We start from the raw sequence: 13,164 nt of genomic DNA, 5'->3' as shown, positions 1-13,164 counted from the left end.
AATATAACCTCAATCAATGGGACAAACTCACCGTTTACCTAACCGATGGGCGAATCAACATTGATAACAACCGAGCCGAACGGGCGATCAAACCCTTCGTTATTGGTCGTAAAAACTGGTTGTTTGCCAACACAGGCAAGGGAGCCAAGTCGAGCGCGATACTTTACAGTATTATTGAAACCGCCAAAGCGAATGGATTAATCCCATACGATTACCTAACAACGTTGTTTGAAACGCTGCCATTATTAAATGATGAAAGTGACCAGAAAGAAATGGACAGTTTACTGCCATGGAACATCAAATAGAGACAAATGAAAGGACTCTTTACGGCATCCTTGCCGCGCGGAGATCATCCTGAAAGAAGACAGAGCCTTCATCCTGAAGGCTTGAACAATCCCTTGCTCTCTGTCTACACATAACCTTAGATCAGCTTCTCGTTTTACGCCAATCCTATATTGAAAAAAGTAATAGATAAGAATTTAAGCCTGTCTAGGTGGTGATGGCCTTACGCTTACATGGCTTTACGCATGTCCGTGGGACCACAGATCAAAGTGACATGGTGCTGAGAGGAGGATGTAAACATAAGCCTTATGTTCCTGTTGAGAAAACAACAGACTTTATGGTTTTTGGAAGGAATTACTATGTGGGGTTTAACCGACGCTTACTGTCTATCTATAACCTTAGACCCACTTGTCGTTTTACGCCACTCAGAAATGGAAAAAGTAATAGATAAGAATTTGAGCTTGCCTAGATGGTGATGCCCGGACGCTCACGTATCACTGTATTCTGCTTTGGTTGATTTAGAATGTCGGTCATAGGGAGGAAGCGCTTTTAGATGGGCAGTAGTAAATTTAAACTTTTTAGACATATGATTATCTCCTGAAGATTACTCAAGAAAATCATATATGATTAAGGGAAAGAGTTATTACGTATAAAGATTATTTTGGTGGGTTTAATTACGAAAGTAGCTATAAATAGGTTCTTGAATGATTCTGTGAATATGACACACATAAAATAAACATGACCTGTATTTTTTAAGTCGCTAAGGGGCACATTGCGTCCTATGAAGTTTACGACTAAATACAAAAAGACCACCATCTAGATAGGCTCTAAGTAATACGTATAACTTTAGTTATTAACTCAATACCACTATTTTCTCCCCCCCCCCATTTTTTTAGCGCAAGCAATGTTACTTCGCAAAACGGGGGTTATGGTAAATACTCATTTAGACAACCTTAACTAAGTATTAGAAGTTCTCAGGCGTGAAATTATATATTTCGCAATAGAATTGCTAAAGATTGTCCCTTGTAAATCAACCATCCTATAAAAGACAATTGAAAAAGCATATACAGATATTATTGTTGATATTGAGGATAATATTGCTGATACGTTATACATTCCTGAATACTGAAAAAGAACATTGAATATAAATACGCCAAGCGTTGAAAGAATCGGCATATGAATTAAGTACACAGAAAAGGAAACTTTGCCCATAAATACTAAAAATCGCCCCGAAAACAAAGAATTTAATTCATCATTAAAAATGATGGCATAAACAATAAAAAATCCTGAAATAAAATTACATAGAGTGTATGTATATACTCCCAAAAAATCAAAAATAAATGAATATGATGCACTGTTATTATGAGCACCGGCAAAGTAAAGCCCTACAATAGCAAGGATTACAGCCTTATTAGTTGATATTTTTGTACCATATATGCTAAATAAATAGCCCCCATAAAAAGCAATAAGCCCTAACCCAAGACTTGGGCTAATAATTTTAGACGTTGCAAGGATAACTGTTAATGCAAAAGCTAACCCAACTAAAAATGAAGTTTTTGAATTCATTCTGTTTAAACAAAGTAAATAAACAACAAAAGAACCGAATAATTCAATCTTCATAGTCCAAAGAACTGGGTTATATGAGCTGCGACCTGAAAAGAAGAATATATCTAAAGTTCCACTATATATTGCTCCAGTTAATGAATGCTTGCCATTACCATATTCATTTATCCATCCACTAAGCTCGTTGCTTGTAATATCGAAAAGACAAAAAGATATATATGCAATTAAACAAGATGCTAACGCTGGAATCATAAGTCGAGGATATCTTTTTATACCCATGCTTAATATTTTAGTAGGTGTATTTCCTTCTTTTAAAGCAACTTCAGTCAGAATGAAGCCACTAAGAACAAAAAATATATAGACTGCTGAAGTACCTGAAAAGAAAAAACCGAAGGGTGATTCATGAATTAAATTTTGCATTTCATTAGTAATTAAATCAGCTTTTCCTTCAAAATCATGAAGGTATGGAAAAAAGGTCAAACTAATATGTGATAATAAAACCATGAAGCAAGCAACGCCTCTGATACTTTCAACAGCTAAAAATTTACCTTGTGTCTGCACTAAAATCCCTTATATTTAAACTATTAATCAAAAAAAATATCGTCATACTGCTAGCGAAACAGTTTGAAAAATTAATACTGTAATTGCTTTCCCTTAATTACTATTAAGGGAAACAGCTAGTTTTTTGTATCGAAAATAACAGTTTAGTTATTAAGTAACCAAAAAAGCGCTAAAACAAACTATAAACATAGTCTTAAAAAACCAGTTTAAAAATTATAACTTTATACTCTTATTTAGCATCATTTACAACTCTAAAAGCTTGAAAGACCATGCTAGTCTGTAGGTATGTGCTATTTATGTGCACATTGAGATCCAACTGATGCAAAGTAGCCCCTTATAAAACATGATTGTTTGCAGAGTAAATCCAACACTATATAACGAGATATAAGCCACTTCGAGAGGTTCAAAATCCGTTGCCTTCGGGTGTGGCGGTTCGAGTCCGCCTGCTGCTACCATTTAGATGAAGCCCTAGCTAATTACTTAGTTAGGGCTTTGTCGTTTCTAGGGTTTATGCGGTTTTAGCACCCAAATTATTGCTCTTCATCCGATATTTAGACAAATATGCGGGCCCTCGTTTTAAGAAAAAATCTACCCCCCGGTCCATAGCCGGTCCTTTATGTACGTTTTGTGTGACTTAGTAGATCCAAGTAAATCCTGACACTTCCGTTTCCACCCAAAATCTAACACTAATATTAACAAGCACTTACTCAGGTTTTCTTTCCTGCCTCCACCCTGACCTTATGAGTAACAGTGACATGGTGCTGAGAGGAGGATGTAAACATAAGCCTTATGTTCCTGTTGAGAAAACAAAAGACTTTATGGTTTTTGGAAAGGAATTACTATGTGGGGTTTAACCGACGCTTACAGTTATTTAAAGAGTTTATTTTCTCCTAAATTACAAGCCCTTCTTCCCTAATACCACACTGATTGTTCTTATCAAGGTTTCCATTTCTAGCCAGATGCTCCAGTGCTTGATGTAGTAGAGGTCATACATGAGCTTCTGTCTTGCGTCTTCTGTGTTGGCGCCATAAGGGTAGAGTACTTGCGCCCAGCCTGATATGCCCGGCCTAACAAGATGGCGTTCATGGTAGTAGGGTATTTCTTTTTCGTAGTTCTCTACTAGGATATCCCATTCTGTTCTTGGCCCTAGTAGATGCATTTCTCCTTTCGCAACGTTCCACAGTTGTGGCAGCTCGTCTATACGTGATTTACGCATAAAGTTACCAAAAGGAAATATCCTAGGGTCTTTTTTTTGTGTATAAGGGTCGAATTTTGCATTTTCATGCATACTACGAAATTTAATAGCCTGAAAACTCTCTCCTTCTACTCCTACACGACTTTGTCTAAAAAATATTTTACCAGGTGATTCTTTTTTAATTTTATAAGCTGATATAAGAATCACAGGAATAGATAATATCCCTAATATTAAAACAGCGGACCAATCGATAATTCTTTTTAAAGAATACTTTGTCGCATTGTAGCGACGTATATTGTCTAAATAGCTTAAGTCTTGCTGATCATAAGGGATGTAACATTTGCGTAAAAAGGCTTCCATAAAATGATAAAGTTGGATGACCCGAGTGCCTTTTAAGTTTATATGAGTTAAGTTTTTTATTAACTTTTCGTTAGCCGGCTTTTCTAAGTTTAATAATAGGTAATCTGGTGTGATTTCTTCGATGGTTGTTTGTAGTGTGTCGATTTCATTAAAGTCGATGTAGGTTAGCTCAATAGATTGAGACGTTAACATGGCTTGTTCGTGTTCATTAAACTGATAATTTCGTCCTAATACTGCGATCACTATTTTATTTTTGGATAGCTTTCTGTTTAGGCTGTTTACGAATATTTTAAGAGAAACCACAATGAAAGGGGTGAGAATGACGGAAGCCGTCATGATAAAACGGTCGAAGTTCAAGATTACCAAATAAAAGTAACTGACAGCCATTAGTAGAAAAACAGTAAAAAACCAAGTCTTAAAAGTGATTTCCAATTTTTTAGAAATACAGCGTTCATTATATCGGCTGTAACCGCCTTGAAACGCGGTGCCTAAAAAGAAAAATAGGCCGCTTAGTGTGGCAAGGTAGCAGTAAGACTTTGTCCATGGGCCTCCATCAAAACAAAAATGGATTAAGCCCAGAAGAAAAGGAGGGATAAGTAAATCGATGAGTCCATAAATACAGAGTGCCTTTCTGTTTTGGTACTGTTGAAATGAACTTTTTTTCATGTGCATCCCTTTTTTGAAAAAGTAAATCAGAGTATTCGAGTTATTTAATTGCGAGGAATAGTAGCAAAAAAATCATCGAAGTGTTCTGTTTCGTAACTATTTTTTATAATTTGTGATGGGGTTGTGTAGATGGTTTTTGGGTTAGTAATTTAAGGTTTTGTTGAGAAAGTCAGTCATGTTAATCACAGGTGTCTCGTCTGGTTGGTTTTATTGGTGCAGTGGCATTCAGCCTAAAGGCTGACCTACAAATGACAGGTCAAGAGCAGGTGATGAGGTGTGCCTTTGTGGGCTGGCCTTTAGGCCAGTAACTCATGAATTGATGAAACCAACTATCGGTTAAAGTCGAAATGACTGGTGATGTTTTGGTGGTTGAAAAATCACTTTGATCACAGGTGTCTCGTGTTGTGGGCTCATATATTCCGTGGCATCTGGGCGCTCTTTTTTAAGGTAAGCAGACCCACAAGGTCAAGTGACAGAGCAAGATCAAGATCAAGTGTAAAACCCCCTCCAGCTCCCCCTTGAAGAGGGTGTCGCAAAAGGTGTAAATTATTTTATAATTATTGGAACAGCATTAAAGATAAATAGACCGACTATGATTTCAAATTCTCGTTTCAAAGTTCACAGAGAAAAGCAATTCGATTTATTCAGTGAGCTCGGTAACGCCAAGCATAAAAAAACATCACGTTTGCAAAATAACGTTGTTTTTGTCGATCCAGATCCTAGCGATTTATACCTTGGAATGGCGCCCCTTAAAGATCATTTGAAACAACTAAAACAAACCTCTCCTCTTATTATTAGGTCTTTTTTATCTGAGTTAGATTGGTCGTCTTTTATTGAACCGTACAAGCCAGGAGGCGCACCGCCTTATGCTCCATGGTCCATGCTAGGGCTTATTTTATATGGGTTGATGAATGGGCAATCCTCTCTTAGACAATTAGAAAGTTTAGCTCGTCTTGATCTCGGTGGCATGTGGGTAAGTGGTGGCATTTACCCTGATCATGCGACGATAGGACGCTTTATTTTATTACACCAAGAACGATTAGGCGTTGAGTTTTTTGAAGCGGTAACACGGTCTATTTTGAATAAAACAGGCTCTAAAACCCACTCTGTTGCAGGAGATGGAACCGTCATAGAGGCCGCGTGCTCACGCTATCGTTTACTTAAAAATGAAGCAATGGCAGAACGTGCTTTATCGTTAGAAAAAGCGGCGAAAGCCAACCCCGAGGACATAGCAAAACAGCGACAATCAGAACAGGCGAATGACGCAAAAGCTCTATTGGAAGCACGGATTGAATCAAGAAAGGCGAAAGGGAGAAAAATTGACAGCACCCGCATCAACCCCTTGGAACCTGACGCGGTTGTCCAGCCACAAAAACACAGTGGTTATTCAGCTTCTTATAAACCGTCCATCTTAGCTAATGAACACCGCATTGTTGTGGCACAAACCGTTCACCCTTCCGCTGAAGTCTCGGTTATCCCTGAGTTATTGAATCAATGCGAGTCGTTATCAGGAGAAACGCCTCATGAACTGATGTTGGACGCAGGCTATTTTTGTGATCAGAGCATTCAAGAATCCCTTGATCGAGACATCAGCTTACTCTGTCCAGAAGGCAATGATGGTAGTCACGCCAAACAGTACCGACGTTACCCCAAAGGCCAATTTATCTACAATGAACTAGAAAATCATTATCTCTGTCCTGCAGGCCATGAAATGCGGCCTATCTCGTTTTATAAAGGATCTGAGAAATACAAAAGTTATGTCCTGTATGGAACGCCTGATTGTAAAACATGCCCACTGAAAGAGAAATGCACGAAAAGCCAGAATGGAAGACAAGTAAAGCGCTATCCTAGTGATGAGATAAAAGATGGGCTTCGGCAAGTCATGTTACAACCCAAAGCACAGCAGCGCTTTAAATATCGAAAGGCGATGGTGGAACCTGTCTTTTCGGTGTTGCGAGGTGTTCATGGATTGACCCGTTTTAAGAGAAATGGGCTAAAAGCGGTTAAATTAGAGTTTGCGCTGCATATACTGGCTTACAATCTCAGTCGTTTAATCGCGCTTCTGGCCATTTTATCGGGCTTTTGTATCACACTAATCCTCATGCATAAGATTTTAGTAAGTAAATATTATTACCAAATAAATCAATGGAATGATCGATTTACTGGCTAAATACGCCTGTCAGTAAAACGATAATCCATTAAGTAGTACCTTTTACGACACCCTCTTGAAGTAAGGGGAAGCCAGGTCTAGTGACAGGTCAAGGTCAAGGTCAAGATCAAGTGCAAGGCCAAGAGCGTCATGTTAATCACAGGTGTCTCGTCTGTTTGGTTTTATTAGTGCAGTGGTCATCAGCCTTAAGACTGACCTACAAAGTAACAGGCCAAGAGCCAGGTCAAGTGCAAGGCCATTTGGTTGCATCCAGTTTTATGGGCTGGAGTACTTAAAAAAGCAGCGAGTTTAACTTGATTATATTCACTCAATCGGAATTACTACATCCATATCTGAATGGGCTTCTTCTAATAAGTCTTTTAATGTCGCTTTGGCTTGTTCATCGCCGTGGACGATGTGGATTTTCTGTGGTTTGACGCGGATGCGTTTGATGAAGTTGAGTAGGTCACTTTGGCCTGCGTGGGCGGAGTAGCCGCTGATTTGTTTTACGTTGGCTTTGATGGGGTATTTTACGCCGTCGAAGGTGGCGTAGCCGTTGGTTTTGTTGTGGTAGCGCAGGATGTCTCGTCCGGGTGTGCCTGCGGCTTGGTAGCCAACGAAGAGTACGTCGTTTCTGGCGTCTCCCAGTAAGGCTTTTAGGTAGTTGACCATGCGGCCGCCTGCGCACATGCCGGAGGCGGCGATGACGATGGCGGGTCTTGTTTGGCGTTTTAAATAGTCGACGGTTTGCAGGTGGTATTCGTGGCTGTTTATGGTGGTTACTTGCTCAAAGCTGAGTGGGTGTCTACCGGCGCTAAGGCGTACTTTGGCTTCTTTGTCCCAGTAGTGTTTGAGGGATTTATACACGGCGGTGAATTTACTGGCGAGGGGGGAGTCGATGATGATATCGATGTCTTCCCAATTAAGTGGTTTGCCTGAGCGTGTGTGGCTGATGGTTTTTGTTTTGTTCTGATGAATAATGTGTTCGAGTTCGTAGAGTAGTTCTTGGGTACGGCCAATGCTAAACGCGGGGATGAGTACGGTACCTGCGTCGCTTAGTGCGTGTTCGATGCTTTGTTGTAGGTTACGACGACGTATGGCGCGGTTTTCGTGGTTGCGGTCGCCGTAGGTGCTTTCTATTACTACTTGGTCTGCTCGATAAGGAGACTTTGGTGCATTGAGCAGGGGTGAATAAGGGGCGCCTAGATCTCCTGAAAACAATACATCGTGGTAGCGTTTGTTGCGTGCTTTAAGAGAAGGGCTGGTTACTCTGAACACGCCATAAGCTGAGCCTAGGATGTGGCCTGCTTGATACAGCTTTAATTGAACGCTGGCATTTGAGTGGTGGGTAAGCGGAATAGACACCCATTGCTTATAATCGAGTGGAACAATTTGCGACGCGAGTCTTTTTAGGCAGGCTCTGATTATGCTGGCATTGCGCGTAACGCCGACTTTTAAGGCGTCTTCTATGACCAGTGGTAGTAGCTCGGCGCTGGGTTTTGAGCAATAGATGGGTCCGGTGAATCCCGCTGCAAGTAAATAAGGCAAGCGGCCAACATGGTCTATGTGTACGTGGGTAACAAACAGCGCTTGCACGGCGGTTATGTCGAACTCGATTTCCAATTGATTAGAACCCGCCCCAGAGCCAGAGGTCTCTGCGCCTTGGAATAAACCGCAATCGACCAAGATGGAATGGTCATCGTCAATAAACAATTCATGGCAAGAGCCAGTCACGCCTTGTACTGCACCGTGGTGTTTTATAGTTAGCATACAAATCCTTGTGTCTTTCTGTGATTTTGGTTGAAACATGGTTTCAATATAGACGAGAAAAACACAAACCCCAAAGTCGATGCTATTAGATTGGTTGTCTAATTTTTGTGTTTCTTACCACATTGTTTGCATGATTTAGATAGCTGTTTTACCATTGTTCACTCGATGAACGGGTTTATCCTAGATGAGACAAAATAACGTCAATGGTACGAATGTTAAGTGTTACTCTTAAAAAGCTTTTCCTAAAAGTTACCTATTTTAATGGTCAATATAACGCGACTAATGACGTTGTGCGTGATCAGAATAAGGTTGCTTGCTATGCTGTCTGATGAATACCGCTACAAAATTTTAAAAGAGCTGCAGCAGAATCCTAACCTTAGCCAGCGAGAGCTAGCCAAGCGTTTAGGCGTCAGTCTTGGTAAAACAAACTTTTGCATTAAGGCCTTGATTGAAAAAGGATTTTTAAAAGCAAATAATTTTAAAAAGAGCTCAGACAAAGTAAAGTATCTGTATTTACTGACGCCCAAGGGCATAGAAGAGCGTGTATCCCTCACTCATCATTTTTTACAAAGAAAGCTCAACGAACACGAAGAGTTAACAAGTGAAATTGAAGCATTGCGTAGAGAAGTCGCAGATGCGGCTCAGCGCACAAGCTAGAGATTGATGGCGAAAATCGTATTTTTTGCTGAATGATATATTTGTTTATAAAGGGTCTTTTTTGAAAATTATCCCCGTTATTTTATCTGGAGGTACTGGCAGTCGCCTATGGCCAGAGTCTCGGGAATTTTATTCAAAGCCGTGTTTACCCTTGGTAGACGAACATTTCAGTTTATTACAAAGCACCATATTAAGGGTCAGTGAACTCGCTTTTTATGACCCTATTGTCGTTTGCAATGAATCCCACCGTTTCCTGATTGCCCAGCAGCTACAAGAAATTGGCGTCACCCAAGCGAGCATTGTACTTGAGCCACAAGGTCGTAACACTGCTCCCGCGATTGCCTTGGCCGCGCTAGAAGCCCAATATAAAAATCTAGACGATGCCTTGTTGCTCGTTTTGCCGGCTGACCATGTGATTCGTGACGTAGCTGCGTTTGAAAAAGCCATTCAACAAGCGGCCGAGCTAGCTAACCAAGGGTCATTAGTGACCTTTGGCGTGCAACCGACTCGCCCAGAAACTGGCTATGGTTATATTCGCTCTGGTGCCGACTTTGCCGTCGCGGAGTTTGTTGAAAAACCAGACGAAAATACCGCACAGGCTTATTTAGATTCCGGCGATTATCTTTGGAACAGTGGTATGTTCCTGTTTAAAGCGAATACCTATTTATCAGAGTTGGCTCAGTATAGAGCCGACATAGCAGAAGCTGTTTCTACCGCTTACCAAGCTCGCAATCAAGATATGGATTTTGTTCGTATAGACGCAGCCGCTTTTGCTGCTTGCCCTGAAGACTCTATCGATTACGCGGTAATGGAACCCTCTAAAAATGCAAAAGTCGTCTCTTATGCAGGAGACTGGAGCGACATAGGTGCATGGGATGCCTTGTACGATTATGCGGATAAAGACGCCGACCAAAATGTCTTGCTTGGCGATGTTATGTCAGAAGGCTCAAACAATTGCCTTGTGCGTTCTGAATCTCGCTTAGTGGCCGCCGTTGGCGTAAACAATCTTGTCATTGTAGAAACCGCCGACGCCGTACTCGTGATGGACAAAGACAACGCCCAAGACGTGAAGAAGATCGTTAAGCGCCTCAAAGCAGAAGGCCGTGAAGAACACATGTTCCACACCACTGTTCATCGTCCTTGGGGTTCTTACCAAACCGTAGACCTTGGCGAGCGTCATCAAGTGAAACGCATCATGGTCAAGCCCGGTGAAAAGCTTAGTGTGCAAATGCACCACCACAGAGCTGAACATTGGGTCGTGGTATCTGGTACAGCCAAAGTACAAAACGGTGATAAAGAAATTCTACTGACAGAAAACGAATCGACTTACATCCCTGTTGGCGTTGTTCATGCGTTAGAAAACCCAGGGAAAATCCTTTTAGAAATTATTGAAGTGCAATCGGGTAATTACCTCGGTGAAGACGACATAGTGCGCTTTAGTGACAGATATGGGCGATGACCATAGGTGTCAGTTCACCATTAGGGCAGTAACTCATGAATTGATGAAACCAACTATTGGTTAAAGTCCAAATGATAAGTGATGTTTTGGTGATGGTCTTTGTAGGTTAGCCTTTAGGCTAATAACTGGAGATTGATTGAACCCAATCATTGGTTAAAGTCCAAATGATAAGTGATGTTTTGGTGGTTGGAAAAATCACTGTGGTCACTGGTGTCTCGTCTGGTTGGCTCATATATTCCGTGGCATCTGGGCTAAAGCCCAGCCCACAAGAACAAGACCATTTAGTTGTTGAAGGATCACTTTAATCACAGGTGTCTCGTCTGTTTTGTTTTATTGGTGCAGTGGTCATCAGCCTAAAGGCAGACCTACAAGAGCGAGCCCAATCATTGGTTAAAGTCGAAATGGTGGGTGATGGTTTGGTGATGGTTTTTGTAGGTTAGCCTTTAGGCTAATAACTGGAGATTGTTTGAATTCAATCATCGGTTAAAGTCCAAATGATTGGTGGTGTTTTGGTGGTTGGAAAAATCACTGTGGTCACTGGTGTCTCGTCTGGTTGACTCATATATTCCGCGGCATCTGGGCTAAAGCCCAGCCCACAAGAACAAGACCATTTAGTTGTTGAAGGATCACTTTAATCACAGGTGTCTCGTCTGTTTGGTTCGTATATTCCGTGGCATTCAGCCGCTCTTTTTTAAAGGTAAGCAGGCCTACAAGTGACAGGTCAAGAGCTAGGTCAAGGGCAAGAGCATCTAGGTTTTTACAGGTATCGGTTAGTTCGTTTATGTTTTCGAGCAAAAAAATGGCCATCATGTGATGGCCATTTTTGGTTCATTTAAGTACGCTAAATTGGGTTATTTAGTGTCTTTTTTGTCTGTTTTTGCTGTGTCTTTTTCTGCATCTGGTTTTACGATGGCGTGAAGTTCTACAACAAATTTAAGCGCTGCGTTTGGTGGGATAGGACCTGTTCCACCTGGGCCGTAGGCAAGTTTCGCTGGGATGTATAGCTCGTATTTAGAGCCAACAGGCATTAGCTGTAGACCTTCTGTCCAACCAGGGATAACTTGGTTAAGAGGGAAGGTAATTGCTTCGCCACGTTTGTAAGAGCTGTCGAATACTTTGCCGTCGATTAGGCTGCCTTCGTAGTCTACTTTTACGGTATCAGTGGCTTTAGGTTTTGCGCCTGTGCCTTTGGTGATTACTTTGTAAAGTAGGCCGTCTTTAGTCGACATTACGCCTTTTTCAGACGCTTTTTCTTTGATCCAAGCTTCAGATTTTGCTTGGTCGGCAGCAGCTAGTTTTGCTTTTTCACGCTGTTCTTGTTCCATACGTTCTTTTTGGTACGTTTGGATAGTTTGGGTAACTTCTTCTTTCGTCATTAACCCTTTTTTACCAGCGTATGAGTCTTTAAAGCCTTGGTAGAATGTCGCTAGGTCTAAGTCTTTAAAATCCTGTGACATACGGCCACCGAACATAGAGCCGATGCTGTAAGCAAGCTTTTGTTCTTTTGTTTTAAGTGTCGTAGCTGTGGTGTCTGCTGCGTACGCAAAAGAAACGGAGGACATAACCAGCGCCGCAATGAGAGTTTTTTTCATAAAAAAGCGTTCCATTTGATTGTTTATTATCGCTGTGCGATTAATTTGAGTGTAACGATTAATTGTATATACGGAATTTGAGTCGCATGCCGTTTTTATCGAGCACAATAAGAGGCAGAACTAAGTTGAAACATTTAATGCGCCTTATGCTGAGCAGGATCAGATCCGTTAGTACTGTTCTAACATAAGGTAGGGCATTTATGCCAACTTTATGTCGGACTCTCTACCAAAGTGACCCCTTCACCTGCACACTTTGTTTCTGCTTTAACGGAATATTAAATTCTGCAAAGCATAAGACATGGTTCGAGAATAAGCGGTGTTCCTCTGGTACGACAATGAGTTTTACACAAGCATGACGGTGTTTGCGCAAGTTCTTGTCTTTACAAAGCCTATTTACGAAATAATGACATAATTAAGGAGGGGGTTGTAGTAAAACCTGTGAAGGCCAACGGTTTTTTGTGTTGGTATTAAAGCCAAGATTAACCAAGTGAAAGTGCAAGACCCACAAGTGACAGGACAAGTTCAAGGGCAGGTGATGTCTTGGTCTTGGGTTTTGTAGGTTAGCCTTTAGGCTAATAACTGGAGATTGTTTGAATCCAATCATCGGTTAAAGTCCAAATAACAGGTGATGGTTTGGTCTTGTGGGCTGGCCTTTAGGCCAGTAACTGGAGATTGTTTGAATCTAATCATCGGTTAAAGTCCAAAAGGTAGGTGATGGTTTTGTTAGTTGAAAAATAGAGTCATGTTAATCACAGGTGTCTTGTCTGTTTGGTTTTATTAGCGCAGTGGTCATCAGCCTAAAGGCTGACCTACAAATGACAGGTTAAGTGACAAGTGACAGGTCAAGTGCAGCTGATGTCTTGCCCTTGGGTTTTGTAGGTTAGCCTTTAGGCTAATAACTGGAGATTGT

At 41.1% G+C, this 13,164-nt stretch carries 11 protein-coding genes; 6 read left to right on the top strand and 5 right to left on the bottom strand.

Features of this window, described 5'->3' with window-relative positions:
* Positions 1–305 (top strand): IS66 family transposase (locus tag V6259_RS19130; RefSeq protein WP_341585895.1); only part of this gene is annotated, 305 nt, incomplete at its 5' end.
* A gap of 934 nt (positions 306–1,239) precedes the next feature.
* Here the strand turns inward: V6259_RS19130 and V6259_RS19125 are convergent.
* Together V6259_RS19125 and V6259_RS19120 are read right to left on the bottom strand one after the other, a co-directional pair.
* Positions 1,240–2,406 (bottom strand): acyltransferase family protein, encoded by a 1,167-nt coding sequence (locus V6259_RS19125; RefSeq protein WP_341585894.1) that lies wholly within the window; start codon positions 2,404–2,406, stop codon positions 1,240–1,242.
* A gap of 895 nt (positions 2,407–3,301) precedes the next feature.
* On the bottom strand, positions 3,302–4,627 hold the full coding sequence (locus V6259_RS19120; RefSeq protein ID WP_341585893.1) for an exopolysaccharide biosynthesis polyprenyl glycosylphosphotransferase: 1,326 nt from the start codon (positions 4,625–4,627) through the stop codon (positions 3,302–3,304).
* 592 nt (positions 4,628–5,219) lie between these two features.
* Between V6259_RS19120 and V6259_RS19115 the strand changes: the two genes are divergently transcribed.
* Positions 5,220–6,797 (top strand): transposase, encoded by a 1,578-nt coding sequence (locus V6259_RS19115; protein ID WP_341585892.1) that lies wholly within the window; start codon positions 5,220–5,222, stop codon positions 6,795–6,797.
* An 80-nt stretch (positions 6,798–6,877) separates the two neighbouring features.
* Positions 6,878–7,072: a hypothetical protein gene (locus V6259_RS19110; RefSeq protein WP_341585891.1), complete on the top strand. Its 195-nt coding sequence runs from the start codon at positions 6,878–6,880 to the stop codon at positions 7,070–7,072.
* A gap of 28 nt (positions 7,073–7,100) precedes the next feature.
* Here V6259_RS19110 and V6259_RS19105 read toward each other — a convergent pair whose 3' ends face one another.
* The gene (locus V6259_RS19105) at positions 7,101–8,546 is read right to left on the bottom strand and encodes an MBL fold metallo-hydrolase (protein WP_341585890.1); all 1,446 of its coding nucleotides are present in this window, start codon (positions 8,544–8,546) and stop codon (positions 7,101–7,103) included.
* 318 nt (positions 8,547–8,864) lie between these two features.
* Between V6259_RS19105 and V6259_RS19100 the strand changes: the two genes are divergently transcribed.
* The 3 genes from V6259_RS19100 to V6259_RS19090 all read left to right on the top strand — a co-directional run bounded on the left by V6259_RS19100 (position 8,865) and on the right by V6259_RS19090 (position 11,102).
* Positions 8,865–9,203 carry a MarR family EPS-associated transcriptional regulator gene (locus V6259_RS19100; protein ID WP_341585889.1) on the top strand — a complete coding sequence of 113 codons (339 nt, stop codon included), beginning with the start codon at positions 8,865–8,867 and terminating at the stop codon, positions 9,201–9,203.
* Positions 9,204–9,264: 61 nt separating this feature from the next.
* A complete protein-coding gene (locus tag V6259_RS19095; RefSeq protein ID WP_341585888.1) occupies positions 9,265–10,662 on the top strand; it encodes a mannose-1-phosphate guanylyltransferase/mannose-6-phosphate isomerase in 1,398 nt (465 codons plus the stop codon).
* 311 nt (positions 10,663–10,973) lie between these two features.
* Positions 10,974–11,102 (top strand): hypothetical protein, encoded by a 129-nt coding sequence (locus V6259_RS19090; RefSeq protein WP_341585887.1) that lies wholly within the window; start codon positions 10,974–10,976, stop codon positions 11,100–11,102.
* Positions 11,103–11,220: 118 nt separating this feature from the next.
* Here the strand turns inward: V6259_RS19090 and V6259_RS19085 are convergent, their stop codons facing one another.
* A complete protein-coding gene (locus V6259_RS19085; RefSeq protein ID WP_341585886.1) occupies positions 11,221–11,472 on the bottom strand; it encodes a hypothetical protein in 252 nt (83 codons plus the stop codon).
* A 41-nt stretch (positions 11,473–11,513) separates the two neighbouring features.
* A complete protein-coding gene (locus tag V6259_RS19080; RefSeq protein WP_341585885.1) occupies positions 11,514–12,254 on the bottom strand; it encodes an FKBP-type peptidyl-prolyl cis-trans isomerase in 741 nt (246 codons plus the stop codon).
* Positions 12,255–13,164 lie beyond the last annotated feature (910 nt).

The organism is Marinomonas sp. TI.3.20 (assembly GCF_038155025.1).
Lineage (GTDB): Bacteria > Pseudomonadota > Gammaproteobacteria > Pseudomonadales > Marinomonadaceae > Marinomonas > Marinomonas flavescens.
This window is presented reverse-complemented; position numbering and strand designations above follow the sequence as displayed.

Coding starts and splice junctions, on each gene's coding strand:
- V6259_RS19120 (WP_341585893.1), bottom strand. CDS start 4,627: ATGAAAAAAAGTTCATTTCAACAGTACCAAAACAGAAAGGCACTCTGT.
- V6259_RS19115 (WP_341585892.1), top strand. CDS start 5,220: ATGATTTCAAATTCTCGTTTCAAAGTTCACAGAGAAAAGCAATTCGAT.
- V6259_RS19105 (WP_341585890.1), bottom strand. CDS start 8,546: ATGCTAACTATAAAACACCACGGTGCAGTACAAGGCGTGACTGGCTCT.
- V6259_RS19100 (WP_341585889.1), top strand. CDS start 8,865: ATGCTGTCTGATGAATACCGCTACAAAATTTTAAAAGAGCTGCAGCAG.
- V6259_RS19085 (WP_341585886.1), bottom strand. CDS start 11,472: ATGATGGCCATTTTTTTGCTCGAAAACATAAACGAACTAACCGATACC.
- V6259_RS19080 (WP_341585885.1), bottom strand. CDS start 12,254: ATGAAAAAAACTCTCATTGCGGCGCTGGTTATGTCCTCCGTTTCTTTT.